Below are 26,623 nucleotides of genomic sequence, written 5' to 3'. Positions count from 1 at the left end.
CTCTGCCCCGGACCCCGGAGTATTTCCGGCCAGAAGAAGGACCGTCATGCGCGGGCAGGCCTGCGGCGGCGCGCGAGCAGAACCGCGCCGACCAGCCAGGCCGCCAGCAGCAGCGCCGCCGTGCCCGCCAGGAACGCGGCGAAGGCGGCCGGGACTCCGGCGGGGATGATCTGGCCCAGCGGGCCGAGGGGCTGCCCCTCGATCAGCGTCAGGCCCAGCGTCACGAAGCCCCAATTGACGATGACGGCGCCGAGCACCAGCCCCGCCAGCCCCACGCCGCGTCCCCTGCCCCGCCCGGGCAGCTTCAGCAGACGGCGCAGCGCCGACGCCGCCCGCCCGATGTCGTGGCCCATGGCCAGGATCGCCGGGACCAGCACGAGCACCAGCACCATGCCGAAGCCCAGCCCGTAGCTGAGCGTGATGACGGTCGGCCGCAGGAATTGCGCCTGGGACGATGTCTCGTAGAGCAGTGGGGCGAGGCCCAGCACCGTGGTCAGGGTCGTCAGCAGGATCGGGCGCAGACGGTCGCAAACCGCGTCGACGATGGCGGGGATCAGGGCGCGCTCCTTGGAATATTCGTCCACGGTCGTCACCAGCACGATCGAATCGTTGATGATGATCCCGGTCATCCCGATCAGCCCCACGACCGAGAACATGCTGAGCGGCACCTCCCAGACGTAATGCCCCCAGATCGCGCCGATCAGGCCGAAGGGAATGACGGCCATGATCACGGCCGGGCGCGTCCAGCTGGAGAAGATCCAGGCCAGTACGAGATAGATGCCCAGGAGGCAGGCCACGAGGCCCACGGTCGCGTCGGTCAGGAAGTCGCGCTCCTGCTCAGCGAGGCCGCCAAGCGTGTAGTTCACCTGATGGACCGCGGCGATTTCGGGAAGGATCTCGTCGGCGATCTGGGCCCGCACCGCGTTGGCGCGGGCGGCGTCGTCCTGGGTGATGTCGCCGGAGACGGAGACGACCTGCACCCCGTTCTGCCGCGCGATGGTGGCGAAGCCGGACTGGACCCGCACAGTCACGATATCCGACAAGGCGACATCCCCGCCCGAGGGCGCGGTCAGGCGCATGGTTTCGAGGAAGTCGGCGCGGATCTCGCCTTCGGGCAGCTCGACCCGGATGGCGCCGGTGCGAGGGCCGACCGGGAAGGTCGCCGCCTCGATCCCCGCCAGCCGGTCCCGGAGGGTGCGGCCCAGCGCGTCGATGTCGAAGCCCAGCGCCTCGCCCTGCGGGGTCAGTTCCAGGATCAGCTCGTCTTTATCATAGGGCAGGCTGTCCTCGACGCCGGAGACCTCGGGGATCCGCGCGACGGCCTGCTTCAGCGCCTCGGCGGCGGCCTTCAGCGTGGTCGAGTCGGCGCCCGTGAATTCGACCGAGAGCGCGTCGCCCCCGGGGCCGGAGCGCCAGCCTCGAAAGCTGATTTCCTCCGTCAACGGCAGCTGGCGCGCGGCGTCCTGAAGCTCGCCGACGAACTGGAAGGAGGAATAGGGCCGCAGATCGGCGTCGATCAGCTCGATCGAGATGGCGCCCAGCTGGTCCGGGTCCTTGTCCTCGGCCGAGGGCAGCGAGCGGCCGGAATTGCCGCCGATCTCAGCCAGCATGAAGGCGACCGGATTGACGCCATACTCGGCCTCGTATTTCTCGCCCAGCTCGCGCGTGGCGCGCTGCAATTCCCGCATCTGGGCCAGCGTGTCCTCGCGGGTGGCGCCGTCGGCCATCGCGAAGTTTCCGGTGACGGAGCCCCGCTCGGGCGCGTTGAAGAAGCGCCACTGCACCTCGCCGCTCAGGAACAGCGCGGCCTGGCTGGCCAGCAGCACAAAGGCCCCGGCCAGAACCGGGTAGCGCGCCCAGATGCAGAGCCGCATCAAGGGACGGAACAGCGTCCCGCGCACCCAGTCGAAGCCGCGGTTCACGGTCCGCGAGGGCCAATCGTACCACGCCTCCCGCGCGCGATGCTTGAGCGCCCCGGCCATGTGGTGCGGCAGGATCAGGAAGCATTCGACCAGCGAGGCGATCAGCACCACGATCACGGTGAAAGGGATGTCCGCGATCAGGTCGCCAAATCGGCCGCCGATAGCGACGAGGCCGAAGAAGGCGATGATCGTGGTCAGCGTCGCCGAGAAGACGGGCGTGAACATCCGCCGCGCCGCGTTCTCGGCCGCGTCAAAGGGGGCCTCGCCCAGCCTGCGCGCCCGGAAATCCGCGTGTTCGCCCACGACGATGGCGTCGTCCACCACGATGCCCAGCGTGATGATCAGCGCGAAGAGCGAGATCATGTTGATCGTCAGCCCCGCCGCCCACATCAGCGCGATAGAGGCGGTCAGCGCAACGGGAATGCCCGCGGCGACCCAGAAGGCCGTGCGGGCGTTCAGGAACAGAAACAGCAGGCCCACGACCAGCGCCAGCCCCAGCAGCGCGTTGTCGAGCAGGATGCCGATCCGGCCCGTGATCGCCTCGGAGCGGGTGCGGATCAGGTCGATGGTCACGCCCTCGGGCGCGTCGGCCATGACCGCCTCGGCCACCGCCTCGACCTGGGACTGGATGGCGATGGCGTCGCCCTCGGCGGTGCGGTCGACGCGGACGGACATGGCGGGGTTCGCGCCCACGAAATAGGCGCGCTCCCGGTCGACGCCCTCGGCGACGATCCGGCCCACGTCGCCCACGGTCAGGGCAGCGCCCGCGGCGTCCCGGCGGATGACGATCGCCGCGATATCCGCCGCCTCGCGCCGGGCGGAGCCGGTGCGCACCCGAGCGTTCGCCCCCTGCACGTCGCCCGCGGGATCGGCCTGGACCTGACCCTCGATGGCCTGCGCGATCTCGGCCATGGTGATGTCGTAGCGCAGGAGGTTGGCGGTCGGCACCTCGACCACCACCTCCGGCGCGGCCACGCCCCGGATCGAGGTCCGCGTGACGCCCGCCTCAAAAAGGCGCGCGACGAACTCGTCCGTGATACGGGCGATCTGGTCCGGCCCCACAGGCCCCGTGACGATCACATCCGTGACCCGGTCGAACCAGCGCGCCTGCCGCACCTCGGGGTCGTCGATCCCCTCGGGCAAGCCTGTCACGCCGTCGACCGCGGCCTGCACATCGTCGGCGGCCGTCGTCAGGTCACGGCCGGGCTCGAATTCCAGCCGGATCGAGGCCCGGCCCTCCCGCGCCTCCGCGTCGCTATCGGCGACGCCGTCGACGGCAAGCAAGGCCGGCTCCAGCAGCTGGACGATGCCGAGATCCACGTCCTCGGCGCCCGCCCCCTCCCAGCGGACGGAGACGGTGACGTCCTCGACCACCACATCGGGGAAGAACTGCGCCCGCATGTTGGGGATGGCGGCGATGCCCGCCGCGACCATCAGCACCATCAGCAGGTTCGCGATGGTGCGGTGACGCGTGAAGTAGCCCAGGAGGCCCATCAGCCGCCCATCCGGCCTTCGATGCGCGTGACCACCGCGGCGGGCACCTCGTCCGCCTCAAGCTGCGTCAGCAGGCGCTGTTTGACGTCGCCGGGCATCCGGGTGTTGCCCTCGATATAGGCGACGATCCGGGCACGCCGCTCCGGGTCGAGCGCGACCATCTCGGGCCCGGCGGGCGTCTCTTCGGCGGATCCGGGCCGCAGCGGGCGCACCTTGATGCCTTCCCCCAGGACCGGCGTCCGCGTGGCCACCACATCCCGCCCTGCAAGCGGCCCCCGCACGATCACGTCATCGCCCTGCCGGCGCAGCAGCGTGACCTCAACCTCTTCCAGCCGGTCGTCTTCCCCCAAGGCGAGGACGTGCCCCTGCGCGGAGAGCGCCGTCGCCGGAAGCCGGATCGCCCGGGCCAATGCCGGCTCCTCGACCGCGACCCGGACGAAATCGCCGGGGCGGAAGCCGCGCGCGCCCTCCAGCTTGGCGAAGACGACGCGGCCCGTCTGCCCCTCGCCCACGGCGGGCGCCTCGCGGGTGATACGGCCGGTGGCTTCCAGGTCCAGCCCCAGAACGTCCAGCACCGCCGCGACCGGCGCGCCGACCAGTGCGCCGTCGCGGTCCAACAGACGCGCATGCTCCGCCGCCGAGAGACGGAAGGACACTTCCAGATCGGTCGGGTCGATCAGCGACGCGACCTGTTCGTTGGCCGAGACGAGCCCCCCGGCCTGGATCGAAACCTCCGAGAGGGTGCCCGCGAACTCGGCCTCAAGCACCCGGTCGGCCACGTCGCGCTCCGCCTCGGCCAGGGCGATGCGTGCGCGGTCGATGGCAAGCGCGGCGCTGTCCACGCGGGTCTCGGCGGAGGCCACGGCGCCGCGCCGCGTCAGGATCGTCTGCTCGGCACTGGCAAGCGCCAGTTCCGCCTGCTCCCGGGTCGCGGCGGCGCCCACGCCTCGCGCGCTCAGATCGACCTGCCGCTGCAAGGCCCGGGCCTGGAGGTCGCGCTGCGCCTCGGCCCCGGCCAGCTCCGCGCGGGCCAGCTCCAGCGACCGCGCCGCGTCCCGCGCCTCGGCCTCCGCCCCGGCGAGGTCCGCGCGGGCGACGGCCAGCGCGCTCTCGGCCGAAGCGGGGTCGATCCGCATCAGCACCTGCCCGGCCTCGACCCGCCCGCCTTCCTCGAAGCCGTCGGCCAGCTCCACCACCCGGCCGCCCACGGGCGCGCGCAGCTCCAGCACACGCCGGGCCCGAACCTCGCCGAAGGCGGTCAGGACGGGAACGATCTCCTGCGGCTCGGCGGTCACGACATTGGCGGCCAGCACCCGCTCGCGCACCGGGGGGCTGCGACGGCCGTCCTCCTCCTGCGCCTGGCGGGCGGTGTAGACGATCTGCCCCGCCCAGGCGAAGAGAGCCAGGGTCAGGGCGGCGAGGAACAGGGCGGTCAGGCTTCGGCCGAGGAAACGCATAAGGACTCCGGAGGGTGGCCCCCGTCAGATAGGGTCAGGGCTCAGGTTATCCAAAGTCACACATTCGTGCGCGTCATTTCCGTCGCAGATGCTCGTCGAGCCGCGGCATGATCTCGACGAAGTTGCAGGGCATGTGCCTGTAGTCGAGCTGATGGACCAGGATCTCGTCCCAGGCGTCCTTGCAGGCCCCCGGCGAGCCCGGCAGCGCGAAGAGATAGGTTCCGCCCGCGACACCCGCGCAGGCGCGGGACTGCACGGCCGAGGTGCCGATCTTCTTCATGGAGACGATCGTGAAAACCGTGCCGAAGGCATCGATCTCCTTCTCGTAGACATCGCGATGCGCTTCGACGGTCACGTCCCGGCCGGTCAGGCCGGTGCCCCCGGTCGAGATCACCACATCGACCTCCGGCTGCTCGATCCAGCGCGTCAGATGCTCGCCAATGGCAGCGCGGTCGTCGGGACAGATCGCCCGGTCGGCCAAGATATGGCCCGCTTGCTCCAACCGCGCGACTAACGTGTCGCCGGAGCGGTCGTCCGCCGGCGTGCGGGTGTCCGACACGGTCAAGACTGCGATCCGGCACGGCAGGAAAGATCGATCGGACATGCGCACCCCCATTTTTCTTCCCTGTCCAAATATCCTGGGGGGTCCGGGGGGCAAAGCCCCCCGGCGGGTCGGACCGGGCGCAAGCCCGGTTCGATCCCTATTTAAAGTCGTCCCGCGAGTGCCGCTCCCGCAGCTTCAGCGCATCGTCATCCCCGGAGATCCGGTTCACCGCCCGCCCGCGCTGCACGGCGGGGCGGGCGTCGATCCGCTCGGCCCATTCCATCACATGCGGATAGTCCGAGACGGAAAGGAACTCCGCCGCGTTATAGAGCCGCCCGAGGCAGAGCTGGCCATACCAGGGCCAGATCGCCATGTCGGCGATGGAATAGCTCTCGCCCGCGACCCAGGGCACCTCCTGCAAGCGCTCCTCCAGGACATGGAGTTGGCGCTTCGATTCCATCGCGTAACGATTGATCGGGTATTCGTATTTTTCCGGCGCGTAGGCATAGAAATGACCGAAGCCCCCGCCCAGGAACGGCGCGGATCCCATCTGCCAGAACAGCCAGGACAGCATCTCGGGCCGGCTGTCGCCCAGGAAGGCGTTATAGCGCTCGGCCAGGTGCAGCAGGATCGCGCCGCTCTCGAAGACGCGAACATTGGCGCCGTCGGTGCGGTCGAAGAGCGCGGGGATCTTGGAATTGGGGTTCACGTCGACGAAGCCCGAGGAGAACTGTTCGCCCTTGCCGATGTCGATCAGCCAGGCGTCGTATTCCACCGGGTAGCCGGCCTCGATCAGCTCCTCGAAGAGCATCGTCACCTTCACGCCGTTCGGCGTGGCCTGCGAGTAGAGCTGATAGGGATGCGCGCCGACTGGCAGATCCTTGTCATGGGTCGGGCCCGACACCGGACGATTGATCGACGCGAACTTCCCGCCGGATTGGGTGTTCTGCCAGACTTTCGGCGGCTCGTAGGTCATATGCGGTCGGTCCTTCGTTGTTCTGTCGGACCGGGGGCTCTGCCCCCGGGACCCCCGGAGTATTTATGGCCAGAAGAAGAACAGGCCACCCCCTCTGGCGGAGAGATCGGCGCCCTGCCCGCGGCCGGCGTCCGGCCGTTAGTGCCGCAGACGCGCCTTCAAGGCCAGCAGGTCAGTCCAGGCGTCGCGCTTGGCGAGCGGCTGGCGCAGCATATAGGCGGGGTGGAGCATCGGCAGGACGGGCAGGCCGAAGCCTTCGGTCCATTTGCCGCGCAAGCGCGTGATCCCACGGCGGCCGAGAACCGCCCCGCAGGCATGGTTGCCCATGCAGACCAGGATCTGCGGCGCCGCCAAAGCGACATGGCGTTTGAGGAAGGGCAGCATCATCGCGACCTCCCCCGGCTCCGGGTCGCGGTTGGAGGGCGGGCGCCAGGGCAGGACGTTGGTGATATAGACGGCGCGGTCCGGATCGTCGCTTGCACGGTCCATCTCGATCGCGGCCAGCATCCGGTCGAGCAATTGCCCCGCCTGGCCGACGAAGGGCTTGCCCTGGCGGTCCTCCTCCCGCCCCGGGGCCTCGCCGATGATCATGACGCGGGCGGCGGGGTTGCCATCGCAGAAGACGAGATTGCGCGCGCCGAGCCGCAGATCGCACCAGGGATAGGCGGCCATGGCATCGCGCAGGGCGGCGAGGCTGTCGGCGGCGGCGGCCATCCGCTCGGCCTCGGCGACGGGATCGGAGGCGGTCGCGGCCGGCGCCGCTTGCGGCGCGGGCAGGGGCTCGGCGGCGCGGGCGGGGGCGGGCATCCGCTCCGGCAGGGCGAAACGATTGACGGGATGGGGGTCGATCGCCGCGTCCACGCCCATCTCGATCTGCCATTCGAGGGCAGCGCGCAGGGCGGAGGGGGACGGGTCTGTCATGCGATGGATGTAGGGAAACGGCATCCGCGATGCTAGTCGGATCGGTCGCCCGCCATCTCGACGACACGGGCGAAGCGCGCCTCCTGATCGGGCGCGATCTTGGGAAGCGGCACCCCGGCCTCCAGCGCCAGTTTCTGCTGGATGACGAGGAAGGCAGCCGAGGGAACGGAGCCCGTCGCCGCCTGCACCGGCCCCGACAAGGCCGCATCGAGCGGCACAAACCGGGCCCCTGCCCCGAGGAGCGCCGCGAAATAATCCTCGGCGATGATCGCGAAGAAGGGCACGTTGTGGCCGAGGCCGATGCTTGCGACCGGGGTGTCGAACCACGCGGCGGCGGTGGCGTGGTCATGGCGCATCTGGGCCGGGGCGAAGGCCAGGAAGGCGTCGCAGACCCAGGTCTCGGCCCGGCGGTCCCCCGCCTCGCGCGCCGCCCGCCAGGCCCGGTTGAACACCCATTCGTAGCTGAACGTGGTCACGTCGACGGCAGTCAGCCCGCGCCGCGCGAGATGGGCGTTCACCGCGTCGAGCTTTTCTCGTGTCTCGCCCCAATGGCACAGCGGATGGCGGAACAGCCGCCGGGGCGCTTGCGACAGCCACGGCGCAAGCCTCTCTTCGGCCGCGTCGATATCGGCGATGAACGTGGCGGCATCGACCTGCGGCAATTGCAGATGCGCATGGGTGTGATTGCCGACATGGTGCCCGTCCGCGACCCAGGCATCGAGGATCCTGGCGAGCGAGGGGTCGCGCTCGAGAGGCCAGGAATTCGAGAAGGAATAGACGCCCGCGATCCCCGCCGCCTTCAATGCGCGTTGGATATCGGCGACGATGCCGGCCGCGGTGAACCCTTCGGGCGGGTCGGATTGCGGCCAGAGCGGAAGATCGTCCATGGTGAATGCGATGTCGATGGCCGGGCCCTCCCTGGGCCAGCATCGGCGGCACCCGGGCCGCACCTGTCAAGCGGCTGCGACGGATCGGGGCTTGATCGCCGCCGCGAAGCAGGGCCACAAGCCTCCCATGTTCACCCGCCCCCACCTGCTCGGCATCGAGCCGCTTCACCCGCTGGAGATCACGGCCCTCCTGGACCGGGCCCAGCATTACGCCGAAGGCGCTCGCGCCGGAATACGGCCCGAGCCGGTGCTGGCCGGGCTGACCCAGGTCAACATGTTCTTCGAGAACTCCACCCGCACCCAGGCGAGCTTCGAGATCGCGGGCAAGCGGTTGGGCGCGGATGTGATGAGCATGGCGATGCAGGCCTCCAGCCTCACCAAGGGCGAGACGCTGATCGATACCGCGCTCACGCTCAACGCCATGCGCCCCGATCTGCTGGTCGTGCGCCATCCCCATGCGGGCGCCGTCAACCTGCTGGCCGAAAAGGTGACATGCGCCGTGCTCAACGCCGGGGACGGGCGGCATGAGCATCCGACCCAGGCCCTTCTCGACGCGCTGACGATCCGGCGGGCCAAGGGGCGGCTACACCGGCTGACGGTCGCGATCTGCGGCGACATCGCCCATAGCCGCGTGGCGCGGTCGAACCTGATCCTGCTGGGCAAGATGGAGAACCGCGTGCGCCTGGTCGGCCCGCCCACTCTGATGCCGCCGGAGGCGGCCGCGCTCGGCGTCGAGGTGACCGACGACATGGCGGCGGGGCTCAAGGACGCCGATGTGGTGATGATGCTGCGGCTTCAGCGCGAGCGGATGGACGGCGCCTTCATCCCGTCGGAGCGCGAATATTATCACCGCTTCGGCCTGGACGCCGCCAAGCTGGCCCATGCCAAGCCGGACGCCATCGTGATGCATCCCGGCCCGATGAATCGCGGCGTGGAGATCGACGGGGTGCTGGCCGACGACATCAACCGCTCGGTGATCCAGGAGCAGGTGGAGATGGGCGTCGCCGTGCGGATGGCGGCCATGGATCTCCTGGCGGCGGCGCGGAGGGAGGCGGCATCGATCTGAGGGAGAGGCTTGGCCTGCCCCGAGAGACGGGGGCACCCTGCGCATTGTCGACAGCGTCCCTGACCGAAGCGCTTGGCCATCGGTCCATGCCTTCGGGCCTTGGATACTGTGTCCTTAGCAACTCTGGCGGCGGGAATAGAACGGCTCGCGGTGAGAGGTGTTGCGCATACGCGCCAGATACGGCAGCGTTTTTCTCGGAACGGCGCGCTCGGGAACGACGCGCATGGGACAGACTTGGCGCAGGCGTTTTGGACCGAGTGCCGTGACGGGGGTAACGAATGCGAACCATAGTATATTCTGCCGCGATGATGGCGCTGTCGATGACGGCAGCGGACGCCAGTGTCGTAGATATCGTCTTTACCGAAACGGGAACCGGCGTTTCCGTTATTGGCTCCGGGTCCGTGGACACGTCGCTTATGACGCTGAATGGTTCGTCTGCTCATATCCATGGGATGAACCCACAGGGGGGCGCGATCGGGGCTGGGTCATCGGGTAGCGCGAACCTGTTCTCGGCCGATCCGTTCACACCCTTTGGCACCGCAAGCTCCATCGGAGCGGCTCCCGGGACCGGTGACATTTTCGGGCTGTATTTCCTTGGTGGTTCGCCAGTCCTCGCCGTGTCAGACACATATGTGAGCAGCGCGGCGCTCTCCTTCACGCTCGACCTTCCGGGGGAGAGTTTCGGCACGCTCGGGGTGGGACCGAATGTGACCTACACGACCACCGGCGCGACCGTGAATTTCATCTTCGACTCCGCGGAAGTGCCGCTGCCCGCGTCATTGCCGCTCCTGGCGCTCTCCGCGCTCGCCCTGGGTCTACTCCGCGCTCGGCGCCGCAGCTAAGCCAGCCCGCGACGCCACTGCGGCTTGGTCCCTCGGCGCGTGCGCCTCTAGTCTTGGACCCGTCTGCGATGGGGAGACTGCACATGCTGAGACATGGGATCGGAATACTGGCGCCTCGCCTCGTGGCCGTCTTGCCGGTTCTGGCCGTCGCGCTGTCGAGCCCGGCCAAGGCGGAGTCCGACATTATCGTGACGGCCTTCGCCGGCGCGATGACCGATAACGTCTGGGAAGAGGCGATCCTGGTCTGGGATGCGGAGTTCATCGAGTCCGGTCTTGTCGGCCTCGCCGTCGGACAGGACCTGTTCCACCGCGGCCGACTCAGCCTGGGTTACGAGGTGCAGGTGGTGAAGAATTTCGGCCAGCAAGACCAACTCGAACTCAACGCCCCGCTGGTGGTCCGCTATGACCGGGCCGGTCAACCTCTGCCGGCGATCGGATCGCTGGCCTTCGGCCTCGGCCTGTCCTGGGCGAGCGAGAAGCCCCCGGTCGAGATCGACGACGATGGCGACACCACCCAGACGCTGTTCTACTAGATGGACGAGATCGGCTTCGACCTTCCGGGGACGGAGACGGAGGGCGTCCTGCGCCTGCATCACCGGTCGGACGGGTTCGGGGCGTTTCCGACGAATGCGGGCTCCAATGCCCTGACGGTGGGGCTCAGGCGGCGCTTTTAGGCGGATCGGCCCGCGCGGCGGCTCGAACCGGGGTCACGTTTTCGGGATCCAGCGAACCACCCGGTCCACATTCGCCGACAGCCACAGCCCGTCCATGCCGCCGGGATCGACCCAGCGCGCCTCCTCCGCGTCATCCGCCGCGACGGGCTCGCCATCGACCCAGTCGCAGAGCACCGCGACCAGCATATAGTGCCAGGCCACCGCCCCCGCCTGCCGCTCGATCACGTCGATGCAGCCCAGATAGCGCCGCGCGCGGGCCTCGACGCCGGTCTCCTCCCAAAGCTCGCGCGCCGCGGCCTCCAGCCCGGTCTCGCCCCATTCGACATGGCCGCCGGGGAATCCCCACATCCCCTTGTTGGGCGCCTTGCCCCGCTTGACCAGCAGGACGGACCCGTCGCGCGGCACAACCGCCAGCGCGCCCAGTTTCGGTCGCTCCATCGCGTCACCTCCTTCGGCAGCCCTGGCACAGACGGCCCGCGCCCGCTACATGCCCCGGACACGGAGGTGCCCATGGCCGACCCAATCCCATTCGAATCTCCCGGCCCCGTCGAGCGGGAGAACGCCGAAGTGATCTCCTCCATCGAGGAGATCATCGAGGATGCGCGCAACGGGCGCATGTTCATCCTCGTGGATCACGAGGATCGCGAGAACGAGGGCGACCTCGTCATCCCCGCGCAAATGGCCACGCCCGATGCGATCAACTTCATGGCCCGCGAGGGGCGCGGCCTGATCTGCCTGACCCTGCCCGGCGAGCGGATCGATCAGCTCGGCCTGCCGCTGATGGCCTCCAACAACTCCTCGCGCCACGAGACGGCCTTCACCGTCTCCATCGAAGCGCGGGAGGGCGTCTCCACCGGCATCTCCGCCCATGACCGCGCCCGCACCGTCAGCGTCGCGATCGACGCGACCAAGGGCCCGCAGGACATCGCCACGCCGGGCCATGTCTTCCCGCTGCGCGCCCGGGACGGCGGCGTGCTGGTCCGCGCGGGCCATACCGAGGCCGCCTGCGACATCTCGCGCCTCGCGGGGCTGAACCCCTCGGGCGTGATCTGCGAGATCATGAAGGAGGACGGGTCCATGGCCCGCCTGCCCGACCTGATCGCCTTCGCCCAGCGCCACGGGCTGAAGATCGGCACCATCAGCGACCTGATCTCCTACCGCCGTCGCCACGACAACCTCGTCAACCAAACCGACTCGCGCCCCGTGACCGCGCGGATCGGCGGCGAGTGGCTAATGCGGGTCTTCACCGACGAGACCCAGGGGGCAGAGCATATCGTGCTGACCAAGGGCGACATTTCGACCGGGCCGGTCCCCGTGCGCATGCACGCGATGGACCCGCTGGCCGATGCGCTGGGCATCGGCGACAGCGACCTGTCGGGCGCGATGCGGGTGATCGCCGAGGAAGGGCGCGGCGTCGTCGTCCTGCTACGCGACACGGAGATGAAGCTCGACCCCGGCGGCGTGTCCCCGCAAAAGCTGCGCCGCTACGGGCTCGGCGCCCAGATCCTCGCCGCGCTGGGCCTGCACGAGTTGGAGCTCATCACCAATTCCGGCGCCCCGCGCGTTGTCGGGCTGGAAGCCTATGGGCTCAGCATCGTCGGCACCCGCCCCATCCCCAAGGAGTAAGCCCCATGGCCGGACATTCCGACAACGACATGGCCCTGCCCGTCTTCGAGGAGGCGCCCAAGGTTCTGATCGTGATCGCCCCCTATTACACCGCGATCGCCGAGGCACAGCTCGCCTCCGCCCGCGCCGTGATCGAACGCGCGGGCGCCACCCATGAGACGATCGAAGTGCCCGGCTCGCTGGAAGTGCCGACGGCCATCGCGATGGCCCACCGCCAGGCCGACTATGACGGCTATGTCGCGCTGGGCTGCGTGATCCGGGGCCGGACCTCGCATTACGACGTGGTCGTGAACGAAAGCGCGCGGGCCATCGCGACCCTGGGCCTCGGCGGCGCCTGCATCGGCAATGGCATTATCACCGTCGAGAACATGGAACAGGCCGTGGAACGCGCCGATGCGGAGCGGCTGGACACGGCAGGCGGCGCGGCGCAGGCGGCGCTGCACCTGATCCACCTGCAACGCGCGCTCAAGAAAGGTCCGACGGATATCGGCTTCGGCAAGCCCGCCTGATCCGTCAACCCTTCCTCAACGAAGGTTAACGCCCCTCACCTTGCCGCAAATACCTCGGGGCGTGAGTCCGGCTTGCCGGACGGGGGGCAGAGCCCCCCTCCCCCGGCCGGCCGCACGCGCCGGCCTACGATTTTGCGCGCGCCGCCACGGCCAGATCCTTGGCGATCGAGAATGCGCCCTTGATCCGCTCCGCCTCCGTCTTCGCCTCGGCGCGGATGACGATCTTGTCGCCCTTGATCTGAGCCGCGCCCTTCCACCCCTGGATGAATTCCACCAGCCCCGCCGGATTGGCGAACTTGCCCTGGTGGAACTCCACCGTCGCGCCCTTCTGGCCGACAGTCAGCTTCTCGATCCCGGCCGCCTTGCACATCGCCTTGATCCGGACAATCCGCATCAGCACGTTCACCTCGCGGGGCAACGGTCCGAACCGGTCGATCAGCTCGGCGGCGAAGCCCTCCAACTCGACCTTCTTCTCCAGCCCCGACAGGCGGCGGTAGAGGCCCAGGCGCACATCCAGATCGACCACGTACTCCTCGGGGATCAGCACCGGCACGCCCAGTGCGATCTGCGGCGACCAGTCGTCGGACAGGGCATCGGCCAGCCCCGCATCGCCCGCCTTCAGCTTGGCGATCGTCTCCTCCAGCATCGACTGGTAGAGTTCGAACCCGACCTCTTTCACATGACCCGACTGTTCTTCGCCGACGATGTTGCCGCCGCCGCGCAGGTCCAGGTCCTGGCTGGCGATGTTGAAGCCCGCCCCCAGCGCGTCGATCGAGCCCAGCGCCTTGAGCCGCCGCTCCGCCTGGGGGGTCAGCTTGGCCTTGGGCTTGGTCGTCAGATAGGCATAGGCGCGGGCCTTGGAGCGCCCGACCCGACCCCGGATCTGGTAGAGCTGCGCCAGGCCGAACATGTCGGCGCGCCAGATGACCATCGTGTTGGCGGTGGGGATGTCGATGCCCGACTCGATGATCGTGGTCGACAGCAGCACATCGTAGCGCCCGTCATAGAACGCGTTCATCCGCTCATCGAGATCGCCCGCCGCCAGCTGCCCGTGAGCGATGACATAGGAGAGTTCCGGCAACTGCTCCCGCAGGAAGGCCTCCATCTCGCTTAGGTCCGAAATGCGCGGGACGACGACGAAGGACTGCCCGCCGCGATAATGCTCCCGCAACAGCGCCTCGCGGACGGTGACGGCGTCGAACTCCGACACATAGGTGCGGATGGCCAGACGGTCGACGGGCGGGGTCTGGATCACCGACAGGTCGCGCACGCCGGTCAGCGACATCTGCAAGGTGCGCGGGATCGGCGTGGCCGAAAGCGTCAGAACATGCACGTCGGAGCGCATCTCCTTGAGGCGCTCCTTGTGGGTGACGCCGAAATGCTGCTCCTCGTCGATGACCAGCAGGCCCAGATCGTGAAACCGCACCTGCTTGGCCAGCAGGGCATGGGTGCCGATCGCGATGTCGACGGTGCCCTCGGCGATGCCGCGCCGGGTCTCGGCCGCCTCCTTGGCGGAGACGAAGCGGCTGAGCTGCCGCACCGTGATCGGCTGGCCCCGGAACCGGTCCTGGAACGACTTCGCATGCTGGCGGGCCAGCAGCGTCGTCGGCGCGATCACCGCCACCTGTTTGCCGGAGGTGGCCGCAATGAAGGCCGCGCGCATCGCCACCTCGGTCTTGCCGAAGCCCACGTCACCGACGATCAGCCGGTCCATCGGCGTGCCGGAGGCGAGATCGGTCGCCACGTCCTCGATGGCTTGCAGCTGGTCGTCCGTCTCCTCGTAGGGGAAGCGCGCGGCGAAGCCCTCCCACATGTCGTGCGGGGCCTCCAGGATCGGCGCCTTGCGCAGCGCCCGCTCGGCCGCGATCCGCATCAGACGCTCGGCGATCTGGCGGATACGCTCCCGCAGGCGGGCCTTGCGGGCTTGCCACGCCCCACCGCCCAACTTGTCGAGCAGCCCCTCTTCGGAGCCGTAGCGGCTGAGCAGTTCGATATTCTCGACCGGCAGGAAGAGCCGGTCGCCGCCGGCATATTCCAGCGCCAGGCATTCATGCGGCGCCCCGGCCGCCGTGACCGTCTCGAACCCGGTGAAGCGGCCGACGCCGTGGTCGACATGAACCACGAGATCTCCGACCGACAGGGTCTGCGCCTCGGTCAGAAAGTTCTCGGCCCGGCGCTTCTTTTTCTTGCCGCGGATCAACCGCTCGCCCAGCACGTCCTGCTCGGAGATAACGGTGAGGCGGGTGTCGCCCGCGGGCCCTTCGAAGCCCCGGTCGAGCGGCCAGATGGCCAGTCCGAGCTCACCCTTGGCGACGTCGGCGGCGGCGCGGATCGGCTTGGCCCCCGCGACGTCCTGATCTTCCAGGAGGCCCTGCAACCGCTCCCGCGCGCCGCCGGAATAGGAGGCGATGACGACCGCACCCTCGGCGCGCTTTTCGGCGATGTGGTCGGCCAGCACTTCGAACAGGTTCACGTCGTCGCGCTGCCGCTCCGGCGCGAAGGAGCGGCCGACGCGGCCGCCCGCGTCGATCACGCCCGGCCCGGGCGCGGCGGCGAAGGGCGACAGGTGAAGCACGCGCTTGTCCGCCAGCACCGCGTCGAACGCGTCGGGCGACAGATAGAGCCCGTCGGGCGGCGCGGGCTTGTAGACCGAATCGACCCGGCCCTTGGCGGTCATCGCCTCGCGCCGGTTGTCATACATGTCGGTGATCTGGGTCCATCGCTCCGCGTGATGCGCGGGGGTGGCGTCGTCCATGACCCAGCTCGCGTCGGGCAAAAGGTCGGGCAGCGTCTCCAGATCCGCCTGGAAGAAGGAGAGCCAGTGCTCGATCCCCTGCGCCTTCCGCCCCGCCGTGACCGCCTCATAGAGCGGATCGTCGGTGCCCGCCGCGCCGAACTCGATCCGGTAGGTCTGGCGGAAGCGGGTGATGGCGGGGCCGTCGAGGATGACCTCGGAGACGGGAGCGAGCTCGATCGCCTTGAGCTGCTCGGTCGTGCGCTGCGTCGCGGGGTCGAAGCGACGCAAGCCGTCGAGCACGTCGCCGAAGAGGTCCAGGCGGACGGGGGCGGGCTGCCCCGGCGGCCAGATGTCGATGATCCCGCCGCGCGGCGACCAGTCGCCCGGCTCCATCACGGTGGGGGTCTGGGTAAACCCCATGCGCACCAGGAAGTCGCGCAGCGCGGCCTCGTCGATCTGCTGGTCGACATGGGCGGCGAAGCCCGCGCCCTTGAGCGTCTTGCGCGACGGGATCCGCTGCGTGGCCGCGGCCAGCGTGGTCAGCAGAACGAACTTACCCGAAAGCCCATGGGCCAGCGCCGTCAGCGTGGACATGCGCGCCGCGCTGATCTCGGCAGCGGGCGAGACCCGGTCGTAGGGCAAGCAGTCCCAGGCGGGCAAGCGCAGGAGAGTGGTTCCGGGCGCGTGGAAGCGCAGCGCGGCGGCCATCGCCTCGGCCCGCTTGTCGTCGCGGGCGACATGGACGACCGGCTTGCCGCGCTCCAACTCGCGCAGGACGAGGCGGGCATCGAACCCTTCGGGCGCGCCCCCCGCGCGGATATGACCGGCGGGGAGGGGGCGGCGGGCGGTGTCGGCTTCGGTCTCGGGAGCGGCGCTGTCGGGCATCGCGGTCAGGTAACGACTCCCGCGCCGGTGTCAACGGCAGCGGACCCGCGCCGCGCCGCGCCCGGTCAGGCCGCGCGGCGGCGGCGCATCAAAGCCAGCGCGCCGATCCCCGACAGCATCAGCGGCAGCGCCGGGCCGAGCGGGACCGGTGCGAGGGTGCCAATGGTCAGGTCATCGATGACGAAGCCACTGGACGCGTCTGTTGTCGGCTGCCCGCTAGCTTGGGTGACGTGGATCGACTGAACCAGACTGTCTGACGCGATACCGAAGAACCTTCCGCCGGTTCCAAGGTCGTAAGTCGCGGTGCTGTTGTCGCCGAAGGTCACGAAGGCGTCGTAGGACAAAATCGACGAATTGCGGTCTATCGTGACGCCCACGCCGCCGACACCTTGCGTCGTGCCGAGGGAGGTCGTCGTGAACCCAAGGCGGAAAGACCCGTTGCATCCCGCGCAGTAGGCAGAATCCAAGCCCGCCACGACCTGGCCGACATAGTGGAGGTCGGAGAAACCGGTCGAAGCGAAATCCGTCTCTCCGCGAACGGCGCTCATGCCCGCGTCGCTGTATCTTTCAAAATCGACCAGGGAGCCGACATCCCCAGAGGCATAGACGGCGCGGTCGAACGTGTCCGTGTCCGACGCCGAAAGCTGCGCCAGGAAGGTCGTGCGATCCGAGTATGTCACGGTCGCGGCCTGGGCCACGGCGGCGCACAGAACGGTCGCGACGAACAAGAACGAACCCAGATGGGCGGGCATGGGCATCGTGATCCTCCATGATCAGACACGATCGCGGAACTTCGTCGAAAAATCAGCACCGCGTTAAGCGCGATTCTGCCCCGGGCGGCTCTGCCCGTCAGCCCAGCGCGCTGTGGTTCATGTTGATCCACATGCCGAACATCGAGGTCACGAAGATCGCCACCACGCCCACGGCCTGCACCATGCGCCGGTGATGGGCGAGCAGATTGCCCAGATCGACCGGATCGAGCCCTTCGATCTTGCGCGCCGTCCGCAGCGTCAGCCAGCCCACGATCATCATCGGCAGGAACAGCAAAAGCAGCGCCTGGGCAAATTCGATCCAATAGAGGAAGGCCAGCAGCGCCAGCGTCGTGACCACGAAAAAGGTCAGCGCCGTGGTCAGCAGCCCTGTCGCATCCGCGATGAACAAAAGGCGCCGCGCCTGGATGTTGGCCAACACGACCATGTCCTCCAGCGCCTGAGCATTGCCCCGGGCGGCGCGGCGCACAAGATCGAACGGGACGCCCACCACCCAGTGAGACGCCGTCGACCACAGAGCCGCCAGCGCGATCCAGAACCAAAGGTTCGAGAACGAGCGGAAGTCGATGACCTCCAGCGCGGTGTCGAGGATGGTGATGTCCAAGGGGCTCTGTCGCCTCGTGTCTTCTTCGAATTCCGGTGTCGCCTGCCGCCCCGCCGGGCGCAAGGGCGGGGGCGCTTGAACGCGGCCCGCGCCCATGCGACCCATCCGGGGTGTCGCACAGGTGCATCATGACGAACCAGACCCCTCCCGCCTTTCCCCTCTCCCGCCCGCGCCGGATGCGCCGCACGCCCGCGCTCCGCGCCCTCGCGCGCGAAGAGCGGCTCTCGACCGACGACCTGATCTGGCCCGTCTTTCTCTGCGACGGCGAGGGCGTCACGCAGGAGGTCGCGTCGATGCCCGGCGTCATCCGCCGCTCGGTCGACCTGACCGTCGAGGCCGCAGCCGAGGCCCATGCGGCCGGGATCCGGGCGATCTGCCTCTTTCCCTATACCGACGACAGCGTGAAGACACCGGACTGCGCCGAGGCCTGGAACCCCGAGAACCTGACCAACCGCGCCATTCGCGGCATCAAGCGCGCGGTGCCCGACATCGCGGTGATGACCGATATCGCGCTCGATCCCTACAACCCCGATGGCCATGACGGCTACGTGCGCGACGGGATCATCCTGAACGACGAATCGGTCGAAGCGCTGGTGAAGATGGCCCTGGCCCAGGCTGAGGCCGGGGCCGATATCCTGGGCCCCTCGGACATGATGGACGGCCGCATCGGCGCGATGCGCGCCGCTTTGGAGGAGGCCGGGCACGGTCAGGTCACGATCATGTCCTACGCAGCGAAATACGCGTCGGCCTTCTACGGGCCGTTCCGGGACGCGGTAGGGGCGTCTGGAGCGCTCAAGGGCGACAAGAAGACCTACCAGCTCGACCCGCTCAACGCCGACGAGGCCCTGCGCGCCGTGGCCCGGGACATTCGCGAAGGCGCCGACATGGTGATGGTCAAGCCGGGCATGCCCTATCTCGACATCTGCCGCCGGGTGAAAGACGCCTATGCCGTGCCGACCTACGCCTATCAGGTCTCGGGGGAATACGCGATGATCCGGGCCGCAGCCGGCAATGGCTGGATCGACGGCGAGAAGGCGATGATGGAGAGCCTGATGGCCTTCCGCCGAGCCGGGTGCGACGGAGTGCTGACCTATTTCGCGCCCGAAGCGGCGGCGCTGATCCGGGCGGGCTGGGAATGAGGCGAGGGCAGCGGCGGGGGAATCCCCGCCCTACGCAGCGTCCGATGCGCCGTAGGGCGGGGATCTCCCCGCCCCTGCCAGCGGCTTGCCTGGCCCTGGCGCCTCCGGCATGCCCCGCCCCATGACCGACGATCCGCTCCTCGCGCCGCTGCTGGCTGGCGACCGCCGCGCCCTGTCCCGCGCGATCACCCTTGTCGAGAGCACGCGCGCCGATCACCGCGCGCGCGCCGCCGCTCTGCTCGATGCGCTCCGCAGCGCGGGGCGCGAGGCGCTGCGCATCGGCTTGTCGGGCACGCCCGGCGTCGGCAAATCGACCTTCATCGAGGCTTTCGGCCTCAAGCTGACGGGGGAAGGCAAGCGCGTGGCCGTGCTGGCCGTCGACCCCAGCTCTACCCGCACCGGCGGATCGATCCTGGGTGACAAGACGCGGATGGAACGGCTGAGCCGGGATCCGCGCGCCTTCATCCGCCCTTCCCCGTCCGCCGCCCATCTGGGCGGCGTGGCCCGGCGCACGCGCGAGGCGGTCAGCCTCTGCGAGGCCTCCGGCGTCGATGTGGTGCTGATCGAGACGGTGGGCGTGGGCCAGTCCGAGACGATGGTCGCGGGGATGTGCGATCTCTTCACGCTGCTCCTGGCGCCGGCCGGAGGGGACGAGTTGCAAGGCGTCAAGCGCGGGATCATGGAGATCGCGGACCTGATTCTGGTCAACAAGGCCGATGGCGAGCTGAAATCCGCCGCCACCCGGACCGTGGCCGACTATGCCGGTGCGCTGCGCCTGTTGCGCAAGCGGCCGCAGGATCCGCAGGGCTTTCCCAAGGCCCTGCCCGTCTCGGCGGTTACCGGCGAGGGGCTCGACCGCGCCTGGGAGGAAATGCAGACCCTCACGGCCTGGCGGCGGGAGAGCGGCCACTGGGAGGCCAACCGCGCCGCGCAAGCCTCTCATTGGTTCGCCGAACAGGTGCGCGAAGGGCTGCTCGCCCGGCTTGAGCGCGACCCGCAGGTCCGCGCGCGGATGACCGAGCTGGCGGAGGCCGTCGCCGCCGGAGAGCGCGCCCCGGAAGCGGCGGCCGCGGAGATGCTCGAAACGATGAAGGCGGGCTAGGACCCGCCTATGCGCTTGACGGCTTGGCCCCGGCCCCTTAGACGGGCGCGACCGCGGGGCCGTTTACGGCTCCGCTCCCTTTTCTAGAACCCTGATCCACATAGGTGCCCCATGTCGCGCGTCTGCGAGCTCACCGGAAAAGGCCCGATGTCGGGCAACAATGTCAGCCACGCCAATAACAAGACCAAGCGCCGGTTTCTGCCGAACCTGAACGACACGACGCTGCAATCCGAGGCGCTGGGCCGGGCGTTCAAGCTGCGCATCTCCGCGGCCGCGCTGCGCACCGTCGATCACCGTGGCGGTCTGGACGCTTTCCTTGCCAAGGCCAAGGACTCGGACCTGTCGCCCAAGGCGCTCAAGATCAAGCGTGACATCCAGAAGTCGACGGACACCGCCGCCGCCCTGGAGGCCTGATCGGTCGGGGCAGCGCGCGCACCGCCAGCCCCATCCGTCACCAAGCTAAAAGGCCCTCGCTTTCGCGGGGGCCTTTCGCTTTTGGGGTCAGCTGCCGCTTTTGGGGTCAGCTGCTCGCGTCGCCCTCGGAGGGGCTGGCCTCGGCCTCGCTCGGGGCAGGCGCCAGCTTCTCCGCCGCGGCAGTCGCCTGCATCAGCATGTAGACAGACAGGGCCAGCAGACCGAGAAGCAGAATGAGGATGAGGGGCGTGGCCATGGAATTTGTCCTTTCTGTTGGCAGACGAGGATTGGGGTTGGGTCAGCCGTTCAGCCGGAAAGCTGTCATTCCCCGTCGATTTGCGCAACCCAGGCCGGCACGATCCGGCTTGCTGGCCCCTCGCGCACCTCGTCGAACCGGCCGCCGGATGCCTCCAAATTAAGCTCCAACGAATCGGCCCCCGCCATTCGGGCCAGCTCCACGAAGCCCGCGGCCGGGTAAACGGTCCCCGACGTGCCGATGCTGACGAAGAGATCCGCCGCGACCAGCGCCGCCTCGATCTCTTCCATGTGGTATGGAATCTCGCCGAACCACACCACATCGGGCCGGGTCGCGGACCGGGCGCAGGCCGGGCACGGATCGTCGGGCGCCATGACGTCGGGCGCATCCCACCGCGCCCCGCAGGCATGGCAGAGCGCGCGCGAGAGCTCCCCGTGCATATGGATGACACGCGCCGCGCCCGCCCGTTCCAAAAGGTCGTCCACATTCTGCGTGACCAGCGTCACGCCCTCGCGGCGCGAGAGCCGGGCCAGCGCCTCATGGGCGGGACCGGGCGCGGCGGCGCGCATATTGGCGCGGCGCGCGTTGTAGAAGTCGTGGACGAGGGCGGGATCGGCGGCGAAACCTTCGGGCGTGGCGACCTTCTCCAGCGGATAGCGCGTCCAGAGCCCATCCGTGTCGCGAAACGTTCCCAGCCCCTGCTCCGCGCTGAGCCCGGCGCCCGATAAGATAACGATGTTCATGCGCAGCAGCATGGCGCGCGGGACGCGGGTTGGCTAGGGTACGGCCATGCGGATCCTGTTCGTCTGCCTTGGCAATATCTGCCGCTCCGCCGCCGCCGAGGGCGCCGCCCGGGCGTGCTTTCCCGATTGGGAGATCGATAGCGCGGGCACTGGCGGCTGGCATGTGGGCGACCCACCCTATGGGCCGATGATCGCGGCGGCGCGGGCGCGCGGCTTGGACCTCACGGCACAACGCGCGCGACAGGTCCGGCCGGAGGATTTCACCCGCTTCGACAGAGTTCTGGCGATGGACCGCGCCGTGCTGCGCGACCTGCGGGCGATGGCCGGGGGCGATGCCGCCGAGCTCTTTCTGGAGGCGGCGGGCCTAGGCGCGAGGGATGTGCCGGACCCCTATTACACGCGGGATTTCCAGGGCTGCCTGGACTTGGTCGAGGCCGGTGTGGCGCGGCTCGGCTGACGCTCAGGCCGCGGCGGCGACCGGGTCCTCCTCCAGACACAGGGCCAGCCAGAACGCCGTCGCCGCACAGAACGCCGCCCCGCCCACCAACGGAATGGGCGTGCCGTCGAAGGTCAACCCGATCGGCGCGGCCAGCGCCACCGCCCCGATCGTCGAGACCGACGCGATCACCGAAGAGGCCATCCCCGCGACATGGCCCAACGGCTGCATCGCGATGGCCTGCACGTTCCCGATCGTCAGGCCCGCCAGCGAAAACGCGCCCACCTGCCAGAGCAGAAAGACCGGAAAGCGCAGCGCTTCGGACAAGACGGGCCACCCGGCGAGAAGCAGCGCCGACACCGCCAGATGGGCCACCAGTGCCCGCCGGATCAGCCAGATCATGCCCAGCCGCCCCACGAGGTGCGCGTTGAGAAAGCTGGCCCCCGCCGAAAGGATCGAGATGAGGGCGAACCAGAAGGGAAAGCTCTCGGCCCGGCCGAACGCCTCGGCATAGACCGGCTGGATAGAGCTGATCGTGCCGAAGAGCACTCCGAAGACCAGGGTCTGCACCAGGATCGCCCGGCGCACATTCGGGATCCCCAGAACCTCTCGGCAGGCCGCGCGCAGGCGCGGCAAATCCAGCGGGCGGCGGCGCTCCGGCGGCAAAGTCTCTGGTTGGCGGATGGTCAGCCACAAACTGGAGATGCCGGCAAAGAAGAGGAACGACACGAACACGCCGCGCCACCCGAAGCCCGCGATGATGAACGACCCGATCAGCGGGGCCATGGCCGGGACCAGGGTGAAGGTCATCATGATGAAGGAGGCGACCCGCGCCTGCGCCCGCCCCTCGTAGAGATCTCGGACCATGGCCTGGGCCGCCACCCGCGGCCCGCTCGCGCCGATCCCCTGCACCACCCGCGCGACCAGCAGCGCCTCCAGCGACTGCGCGAAGGCGGCCGCGATGGCCGCCACGCAATAAAGCCCCGCGCCCGCCAGGATCAGCCGCTTGCGCCCGAACGCATCCGAAAGCGGCCCGGCAAAGAGCGTCCCGACCCCCATTCCGAAGACGAAGCTGACGATGACCAACTGCGCGATATTGGGCGCATCGGGAGAAAGCTCCCGACCGATCTCGGGCAGCGCGGGCAGCATGGAATCGATGGAGAAGGCGATGGTGGCGATCAGCATCGCCGTCAGGGCCACGAACTCCGTCTGGGAGAGGGCGCGGGTGGGTGGGCTCATGCGGAGGTCTCCCGCCGGGCGGCCTCCGCCTGCTGCCAGTCGTGGTAGGTCTGCTTGTGACCTTTCACCTTCCACTCGATCCGCCCGTTGCTGTTGCGGTCGAGAACCACCGCCCCCGCGGCCGGCGGGCTGCTGAATGGATAGGGCTTGGCGAAGAGGAGCTTGCCTTCGCCATGCGGGACCAGAACGCCGTCAGCGATCAGCTTGTCTTTCAGCACACCGTAGCCCTGCTGCACGAACCCCGTTCCCGTCAGCGCCTCGGATCCCTCCAGCACGACGAACTCGCCATCCTGTTCCACGGCGGTCGCCTGGACCCCGCTCTTGTGGCGGATTTCGAACTGGACATCGCCGGTCGTCCGTTCCTCCGCCGGCGCGACGGTCTGCGTGACGGCGCGGGGCTGCGGCTTGAGCATGTCCAGCCCGATCACGGGAAGCACGATGCGAAGGTTGGAGAGGAACTGCTCCATGTTGGCGATGTCGGCCTCGGGCAGCCTGCGCCGACCGATGTCCGGCTGGGTGCCGTTATCCAGAGCGACGCGCCCCGCGCGCGCCGTCAGTTCGATGAGGCGCGCCTCCAGATACTCGGCATGCCCCTTGGACAGGTCGTCATCGCTGGTCGTCACGGCGATGGCGTTTTCCCAGAAATCGCGCTTCTCGGCGCTTTGCCTGATCCGCTCGCGCACCGAATTCGCGGAGCCGATATAGACGCGCGTGCCGCCCTGCCTGTCGGCGTCGGGTCCGGTCAGGACATAAACGCCCGTGCGGTCCACCTCGTCACGGCTGGTGAGCTTCGCGAAGGTCGATTGGCTGGCGACGAAGACAACTCCGGTCCAGCCGTGGATCGTCGCTTTGCGAAGGCCGGTCGGCTTCCCATCGACGAGGAAGAGCTGGATCGTGCGTCCGAACGCCTCGTCCGTAGTCATGCCTCCGCTCGTCGGAGCTGTTCGACGATCTCGTCGATGACCTGGGTCCAGATCTCGGGCGGCTGCGCGCCCGGCAGGACGTGACGGCCCGCGATCACGAAGGTCGGCACGCCGGTCACACCTTGCGCGCGCGCCTGCGCGTCGCGGGCGCGGATGTCCTCGGCATCGGCGTCCGAGGCGAAAAGCCGCTCCAGCATTCCCGCATCGAGCCCCTTCTCGGCCCCGATCCGGGTCAGCACTGCCCTGTCCCCGATATCCTGGCCCTTCTCGAAATAGGCCTCGAACAGCGCGGTCACCACGGGCGTCTGGCGTCCCTCCAGCCCGGCCCAATGGATCAGGCGATGGGCGTCGAGCGTGTTGGGCGTGCGCGCAATCCCGTCGAAGTCGATGGCCAGCCCCGCGGCGGCGGCGGCCTCGCGCACGGGGGCGTAGGCCTGCGCGGCCCCCTCGGCCCCGCCGAACTTGGCCTCCAGATAAGCGGTGCGATCCATGCCCTCCGGCGGCATGTCGGGGTTCAGTTGGAACGGATGCCATTGCAGCGCGAAGGGATGCTCCGGCCGGCTTTCCAGAGCGCGGAACAGATGGGCGCGGCCGATATGGCACCAGGGGCAGATCGGGTCCGAAAGGATATCGAGCTGGATCATGGAAGGGCTCCTTTCCTCTTCCCTATGCCCCTGGGCGCGCGCGGGAAAGGTGCGCCCATGCAGGCCCGCCCCTGCGTTTCCGTCAGGCGAGGTCGCGCCGGATCAGCTTTCCATTGGCATTTCGCGGAAGCGCCGCCCGCCGCAGCCAGAGCCGCGGCTGCTTGTACCGGGCCAGACGGGCGGCAGCGTGGGCGGATGCGACGGCCTCGTCCAGCGGCGCGCCGACATAGTAAGCGGCGAGGACGGTCGCGCCGCTCTCCAACGTGACGCAGCCCACCGCGATCTCCTCCACCGGCAGGTCGGCCAGCGCCGCCTCGACCTCCTGCGGGGAGACGCGATGCCCGCCGGGGTTGAGCAGATCGTCGCGCCGTCCCTCATGCACGATGGCTCCGTCCGCCCTCTGGGTGACCCGGTCGCCGGTATCGAATCCCTCGGGCGGGACCGGCTCCGGCGCGCCGTCCTCCCAATAGCCCAGCATCAGGCCCGGATCGTCCGCGCCCACGATCAGCCGGTCGCCCTCGACCCGCACCGACCGGCCTGGCTGGATATGGCCGGTGGTTCCCTCGGGCGCGGGCCGCGCCGGGGAGCCGCTGACGAAGGTCGAACATTCCGACAGGCCATAGGCCTCGTGCAGATCCGTCCCGGTGCGCGACCGCCAGAGATCGCGCAGGGCGGGCGGCAACCGCTCTCCCGCCGACAGGCCGTGGCGCAGGCCAGGCGTCGCGGGCCAGTCGGCGCGCAGCATCCGGCGGTAGATGCCGGGCGCGGCGGCGAAGATCGTCGCGCCCTCGGCCGCGACCAGCCCCGGCAGCGCCTGAGCCTCGGTGCCCGGCGCGGGGATCACCGCGGTGGCGCCAACCGTCCAAGGGTCCAGCAGCCCCGTGCCCAGCGTATACGTCCAGTTGAACGCCCCGGCATGCATCACCCGGTCCGACGGACGCAACCCGTACCAGCCCGCATGCATCGAAACCCGAGCCGAAACCGCGCGATGGGCATGAGCCACCGCCTTGGGCGCACCGCCCGAACCGGAGGTAAAGACGATATAGCCCAAGCGATCGGGCGACCCGTCCGCCCAGTCCTCCATCGGCAGCGGCCTGTCATCGAGCGCCATCGCATCGACGGCCGGCACCCCCTCGGGGAGCGCGATGCCCGGGCCCGCGACGGCCAAAGCGGCGTCGATCCGCTCCGCCAACGCGCCGATTTCCGGCGCGGTCAGTTGGGCGGAGGTCGGCACGGGAACGAGCCCCGCGGCGCTGGCCGCAAGGAAAGTGATGGGGAAATCTGGCTCATTGCCGAGCCGCAACAGGATGCGGGCCCCAGGGGCGAGCCCCCGCTTGCGCAGCCCGCCCGCGCGCGCCGCGACGGCGCGCAGCAGGTCCGCATGGCGGAGTCGGGCCCGACCGGGGACGATCAAGGCCGGATGATCCGGTCGGTCTCGGCCCGGCGAGAGGACATAGGCGGCGAGATTGAAGCTCATGGCCACGGGCTACCGCCCGGCACCGCTCGGGCAAAGCCCTCAAGCAGAGCGCCCCCGCCCGGGCCGGTGGCCTGGACGGGGACGCATGCGCGGGGCGCTGCCGGGGAGAGAGAGAGAGAGAGAGAGAAAAACCGGGCGCGCGCCGCGTGTCCCGCGCGGGCGGGGGGCAAGCCCGCGCAGGCGTTTAGCGGATCACTCGTCTTCGAGGCCTTCCGCGCGGATCTGGGCGTGGATGTCGGCGCCGTAGGCCGGCGTGCCCGAGATCAGCGTCGCGCCGACCTGGCCGCGAATGTCGTCCTGGGTCTCGAAGTCGGCGTTGAAGTGGGCGAAGACCGC

At 69.1% G+C, this 26,623-nt stretch carries 26 protein-coding genes; 10 read left to right on the top strand and 16 right to left on the bottom strand.

Going from position 1 to position 26,623, the window contains the following annotated elements; translation table 11 throughout:
* Positions 1-44 precede the first annotated feature (44 nt).
* The 6 genes from DTQ71_RS18225 to DTQ71_RS18200 form a co-directional block, all read right to left on the bottom strand.
* Positions 45-3,416: an efflux RND transporter permease subunit gene (locus tag DTQ71_RS18225; protein WP_109565737.1), complete on the bottom strand. Its 3,372-nt coding sequence runs from the start codon at positions 3,414-3,416 to the stop codon at positions 45-47.
* Positions 3,416-4,873 carry an efflux RND transporter periplasmic adaptor subunit gene (locus tag DTQ71_RS18220; RefSeq protein ID WP_109565736.1) on the bottom strand — a complete coding sequence of 486 codons (1,458 nt, stop codon included), beginning with the start codon at positions 4,871-4,873 and terminating at the stop codon, positions 3,416-3,418. Before DTQ71_RS18220 ends, DTQ71_RS18225 begins: the two co-directional genes overlap by 1 nt.
* Positions 4,874-4,946: 73 nt before the next feature.
* The gene (gene moaB / locus DTQ71_RS18215) at positions 4,947-5,477 is read right to left on the bottom strand and encodes a molybdenum cofactor biosynthesis protein B (protein WP_407066415.1); all 531 of its coding nucleotides are present in this window, start codon (positions 5,475-5,477) and stop codon (positions 4,947-4,949) included.
* A gap of 97 nt (positions 5,478-5,574) precedes the next feature.
* The gene (gene yghU, locus DTQ71_RS18210; protein WP_109565734.1) at positions 5,575-6,393 is read right to left on the bottom strand and encodes a glutathione-dependent disulfide-bond oxidoreductase; all 819 of its coding nucleotides are present in this window, start codon (positions 6,391-6,393) and stop codon (positions 5,575-5,577) included.
* A 138-nt stretch (positions 6,394-6,531) separates the two neighbouring features.
* Positions 6,532-7,314: a uracil-DNA glycosylase gene (locus DTQ71_RS18205; RefSeq protein ID WP_109565825.1), complete on the bottom strand. Its 783-nt coding sequence runs from the start codon at positions 7,312-7,314 to the stop codon at positions 6,532-6,534.
* A gap of 32 nt (positions 7,315-7,346) precedes the next feature.
* Positions 7,347-8,264 carry a polysaccharide deacetylase family protein gene (locus DTQ71_RS18200; protein WP_281271250.1) on the bottom strand — a complete coding sequence of 306 codons (918 nt, stop codon included), beginning with the start codon at positions 8,262-8,264 and terminating at the stop codon, positions 7,347-7,349.
* 64 nt (positions 8,265-8,328) lie between these two features.
* On the opposite strand from DTQ71_RS18200, the gene DTQ71_RS18195 reads away from it, so the two are divergent.
* The 4 genes from DTQ71_RS18195 to DTQ71_RS23615 all read left to right on the top strand — a co-directional run bounded on the left by DTQ71_RS18195 (position 8,329) and on the right by DTQ71_RS23615 (position 10,783).
* On the top strand, positions 8,329-9,267 hold the full coding sequence (locus DTQ71_RS18195) for an aspartate carbamoyltransferase catalytic subunit (protein ID WP_109565824.1): 939 nt from the start codon (positions 8,329-8,331) through the stop codon (positions 9,265-9,267).
* Positions 9,268-9,572: 305 nt separating this feature from the next.
* Positions 9,573-10,109, top strand: coding sequence for a hypothetical protein (locus DTQ71_RS18190; protein ID WP_109565732.1), 537 nt, complete (start codon positions 9,573-9,575; stop codon positions 10,107-10,109).
* Between the two features lie 83 nt (positions 10,110-10,192).
* Entirely contained in the window at positions 10,193-10,642 is a 450-nt protein-coding gene (locus DTQ71_RS18185) for a hypothetical protein (protein ID WP_109565731.1), read from the top strand.
* Positions 10,643-10,783: a hypothetical protein gene (locus tag DTQ71_RS23615; RefSeq protein ID WP_170125493.1), complete on the top strand. Its 141-nt coding sequence runs from the start codon at positions 10,643-10,645 to the stop codon at positions 10,781-10,783. It begins immediately after the preceding gene.
* A gap of 33 nt (positions 10,784-10,816) precedes the next feature.
* On the opposite strand, the gene DTQ71_RS18180 is transcribed toward DTQ71_RS23615, so the two are convergent.
* Positions 10,817-11,221, bottom strand: a complete 405-nt coding sequence (locus DTQ71_RS18180; RefSeq protein WP_109565730.1) for an NUDIX hydrolase — start codon at positions 11,219-11,221, stop codon at positions 10,817-10,819.
* A gap of 72 nt (positions 11,222-11,293) precedes the next feature.
* Here DTQ71_RS18180 and ribB point away from each other — a divergent pair, with 72 nt between their 5' ends.
* The gene (ribB, locus tag DTQ71_RS18175; RefSeq protein WP_109565729.1) at positions 11,294-12,409 is read left to right on the top strand and encodes a 3,4-dihydroxy-2-butanone-4-phosphate synthase; all 1,116 of its coding nucleotides are present in this window, start codon (positions 11,294-11,296) and stop codon (positions 12,407-12,409) included.
* A 5-nt stretch (positions 12,410-12,414) separates the two neighbouring features.
* A complete protein-coding gene (locus tag DTQ71_RS18170) occupies positions 12,415-12,918 on the top strand; it encodes a 6,7-dimethyl-8-ribityllumazine synthase (protein ID WP_109565728.1) in 504 nt (167 codons plus the stop codon).
* A gap of 124 nt (positions 12,919-13,042) precedes the next feature.
* Here DTQ71_RS18170 and mfd read toward each other — a convergent pair whose 3' ends face one another.
* The 3 genes from mfd to DTQ71_RS18155 all read right to left on the bottom strand — a co-directional run bounded on the left by mfd (position 13,043) and on the right by DTQ71_RS18155 (position 17,908).
* Positions 13,043-16,540, bottom strand: coding sequence for a transcription-repair coupling factor (gene mfd, locus DTQ71_RS18165; RefSeq protein ID WP_109565727.1), 3,498 nt, complete (start codon positions 16,538-16,540; stop codon positions 13,043-13,045).
* A gap of 65 nt (positions 16,541-16,605) precedes the next feature.
* Positions 16,606-17,298: a VPLPA-CTERM sorting domain-containing protein gene (locus tag DTQ71_RS18160; RefSeq protein ID WP_109565726.1), complete on the bottom strand. Its 693-nt coding sequence runs from the start codon at positions 17,296-17,298 to the stop codon at positions 16,606-16,608.
* A gap of 91 nt (positions 17,299-17,389) precedes the next feature.
* The gene (locus DTQ71_RS18155) at positions 17,390-17,908 is read right to left on the bottom strand and encodes a component of SufBCD complex (RefSeq protein WP_109565823.1); all 519 of its coding nucleotides are present in this window, start codon (positions 17,906-17,908) and stop codon (positions 17,390-17,392) included.
* Between the two features lie 134 nt (positions 17,909-18,042).
* On the opposite strand from DTQ71_RS18155, the gene hemB reads away from it, so the two are divergent.
* From hemB to rpmB, 3 genes are all read left to right on the top strand, one after another.
* Positions 18,043-19,053: a porphobilinogen synthase gene (gene hemB, locus DTQ71_RS18150; RefSeq protein ID WP_109565725.1), complete on the top strand. Its 1,011-nt coding sequence runs from the start codon at positions 18,043-18,045 to the stop codon at positions 19,051-19,053.
* A 121-nt stretch (positions 19,054-19,174) separates the two neighbouring features.
* Positions 19,175-20,155, top strand: a complete 981-nt coding sequence (gene meaB / locus DTQ71_RS18145; protein WP_109565822.1) for a methylmalonyl Co-A mutase-associated GTPase MeaB — start codon at positions 19,175-19,177, stop codon at positions 20,153-20,155.
* A 111-nt stretch (positions 20,156-20,266) separates the two neighbouring features.
* Positions 20,267-20,569, top strand: coding sequence for a 50S ribosomal protein L28 (gene rpmB / locus DTQ71_RS18140; RefSeq protein WP_109565724.1), 303 nt, complete (start codon positions 20,267-20,269; stop codon positions 20,567-20,569).
* A gap of 106 nt (positions 20,570-20,675) precedes the next feature.
* Here the strand turns inward: rpmB and DTQ71_RS23610 are convergent, their stop codons facing one another.
* Together DTQ71_RS23610 and DTQ71_RS18135 are read right to left on the bottom strand one after the other, a co-directional pair.
* Positions 20,676-20,825: a hypothetical protein gene (locus DTQ71_RS23610; RefSeq protein WP_170125492.1), complete on the bottom strand. Its 150-nt coding sequence runs from the start codon at positions 20,823-20,825 to the stop codon at positions 20,676-20,678.
* Between the two features lie 65 nt (positions 20,826-20,890).
* The gene (locus DTQ71_RS18135; protein WP_109565821.1) at positions 20,891-21,568 is read right to left on the bottom strand and encodes an NAD-dependent deacylase; all 678 of its coding nucleotides are present in this window, start codon (positions 21,566-21,568) and stop codon (positions 20,891-20,893) included.
* Between the two features lie 46 nt (positions 21,569-21,614).
* Between DTQ71_RS18135 and DTQ71_RS18130 the strand changes: the two genes are divergently transcribed.
* Positions 21,615-22,025, top strand: a complete 411-nt coding sequence (locus DTQ71_RS18130) for a low molecular weight protein-tyrosine-phosphatase (protein WP_109565723.1) — start codon at positions 21,615-21,617, stop codon at positions 22,023-22,025.
* Between the two features lie 3 nt (positions 22,026-22,028).
* On the opposite strand, the gene DTQ71_RS18125 is transcribed toward DTQ71_RS18130, so the two are convergent.
* The 4 genes from DTQ71_RS18125 to DTQ71_RS18110 all read right to left on the bottom strand — a co-directional run bounded on the left by DTQ71_RS18125 (position 22,029) and on the right by DTQ71_RS18110 (position 26,287).
* Positions 22,029-23,243, bottom strand: coding sequence for a multidrug effflux MFS transporter (locus DTQ71_RS18125; protein ID WP_109565722.1), 1,215 nt, complete (start codon positions 23,241-23,243; stop codon positions 22,029-22,031).
* Positions 23,240-24,166 carry a GIY-YIG nuclease family protein gene (locus DTQ71_RS18120; RefSeq protein ID WP_109565721.1) on the bottom strand — a complete coding sequence of 309 codons (927 nt, stop codon included), beginning with the start codon at positions 24,164-24,166 and terminating at the stop codon, positions 23,240-23,242. Before DTQ71_RS18120 ends, DTQ71_RS18125 begins: the two co-directional genes overlap by 4 nt.
* Complete coding sequence (locus DTQ71_RS18115) at positions 24,163-24,810, bottom strand: DsbA family oxidoreductase (protein WP_109565720.1); 648 nt, start codon at positions 24,808-24,810, stop codon at positions 24,163-24,165. Before DTQ71_RS18115 ends, DTQ71_RS18120 begins: the two co-directional genes overlap by 4 nt.
* 82 nt (positions 24,811-24,892) lie before the next feature.
* Positions 24,893-26,287 carry a class I adenylate-forming enzyme family protein gene (locus tag DTQ71_RS18110; protein ID WP_109565719.1) on the bottom strand — a complete coding sequence of 465 codons (1,395 nt, stop codon included), beginning with the start codon at positions 26,285-26,287 and terminating at the stop codon, positions 24,893-24,895.
* Between the last annotated feature and the right edge of the window lie 336 nt (positions 26,288-26,623).

The organism is Jannaschia seohaensis, assembly GCF_900116765.1.
Classification (GTDB): Bacteria; Pseudomonadota; Alphaproteobacteria; order Rhodobacterales; family Rhodobacteraceae; genus Jannaschia; species Jannaschia seohaensis.
Note: the sequence above shows the minus strand (reverse complement) of the source record. Positions and strands in the feature narration are given on the sequence as shown.

Coding starts and splice junctions, on each gene's coding strand:
- DTQ71_RS18225 (WP_109565737.1), bottom strand. CDS start 3,416: ATGGGCCTCCTGGGCTACTTCACGCGTCACCGCACCATCGCGAACCTG.
- DTQ71_RS18220 (WP_109565736.1), bottom strand. CDS start 4,873: ATGCGTTTCCTCGGCCGAAGCCTGACCGCCCTGTTCCTCGCCGCCCTG.
- moaB (WP_407066415.1), bottom strand. CDS start 5,477: ATGTCCGATCGATCTTTCCTGCCGTGCCGGATCGCAGTCTTGACCGTG.
- yghU (WP_109565734.1), bottom strand. CDS start 6,393: ATGACCTACGAGCCGCCGAAAGTCTGGCAGAACACCCAATCCGGCGGG.
- DTQ71_RS18205 (WP_109565825.1), bottom strand. CDS start 7,314: ATGACAGACCCGTCCCCCTCCGCCCTGCGCGCTGCCCTCGAATGGCAG.
- DTQ71_RS18195 (WP_109565824.1), top strand. CDS start 8,329: ATGTTCACCCGCCCCCACCTGCTCGGCATCGAGCCGCTTCACCCGCTG.
- DTQ71_RS18190 (WP_109565732.1), top strand. CDS start 9,573: ATGATGGCGCTGTCGATGACGGCAGCGGACGCCAGTGTCGTAGATATC.
- DTQ71_RS18185 (WP_109565731.1), top strand. CDS start 10,193: ATGCTGAGACATGGGATCGGAATACTGGCGCCTCGCCTCGTGGCCGTC.
- DTQ71_RS23615 (WP_170125493.1), top strand. CDS start 10,643: ATGGACGAGATCGGCTTCGACCTTCCGGGGACGGAGACGGAGGGCGTC.
- DTQ71_RS18180 (WP_109565730.1), bottom strand. CDS start 11,221: ATGGAGCGACCGAAACTGGGCGCGCTGGCGGTTGTGCCGCGCGACGGG.
- ribB (WP_109565729.1), top strand. CDS start 11,294: ATGGCCGACCCAATCCCATTCGAATCTCCCGGCCCCGTCGAGCGGGAG.
- DTQ71_RS18170 (WP_109565728.1), top strand. CDS start 12,415: ATGGCCGGACATTCCGACAACGACATGGCCCTGCCCGTCTTCGAGGAG.
- mfd (WP_109565727.1), bottom strand. CDS start 16,540: ATGCCCGACAGCGCCGCTCCCGAGACCGAAGCCGACACCGCCCGCCGC.
- DTQ71_RS18160 (WP_109565726.1), bottom strand. CDS start 17,298: ATGCCCATGCCCGCCCATCTGGGTTCGTTCTTGTTCGTCGCGACCGTT.
- hemB (WP_109565725.1), top strand. CDS start 18,043: ATGACGAACCAGACCCCTCCCGCCTTTCCCCTCTCCCGCCCGCGCCGG.
- meaB (WP_109565822.1), top strand. CDS start 19,175: ATGACCGACGATCCGCTCCTCGCGCCGCTGCTGGCTGGCGACCGCCGC.
- rpmB (WP_109565724.1), top strand. CDS start 20,267: ATGTCGCGCGTCTGCGAGCTCACCGGAAAAGGCCCGATGTCGGGCAAC.
- DTQ71_RS23610 (WP_170125492.1), bottom strand. CDS start 20,825: ATGGCCACGCCCCTCATCCTCATTCTGCTTCTCGGTCTGCTGGCCCTG.
- DTQ71_RS18135 (WP_109565821.1), bottom strand. CDS start 21,568: ATGAACATCGTTATCTTATCGGGCGCCGGGCTCAGCGCGGAGCAGGGG.
- DTQ71_RS18130 (WP_109565723.1), top strand. CDS start 21,615: ATGCGGATCCTGTTCGTCTGCCTTGGCAATATCTGCCGCTCCGCCGCC.
- DTQ71_RS18125 (WP_109565722.1), bottom strand. CDS start 23,243: ATGAGCCCACCCACCCGCGCCCTCTCCCAGACGGAGTTCGTGGCCCTG.
- DTQ71_RS18120 (WP_109565721.1), bottom strand. CDS start 24,166: ATGACTACGGACGAGGCGTTCGGACGCACGATCCAGCTCTTCCTCGTC.
- DTQ71_RS18115 (WP_109565720.1), bottom strand. CDS start 24,810: ATGATCCAGCTCGATATCCTTTCGGACCCGATCTGCCCCTGGTGCCAT.
- DTQ71_RS18110 (WP_109565719.1), bottom strand. CDS start 26,287: ATGAGCTTCAATCTCGCCGCCTATGTCCTCTCGCCGGGCCGAGACCGA.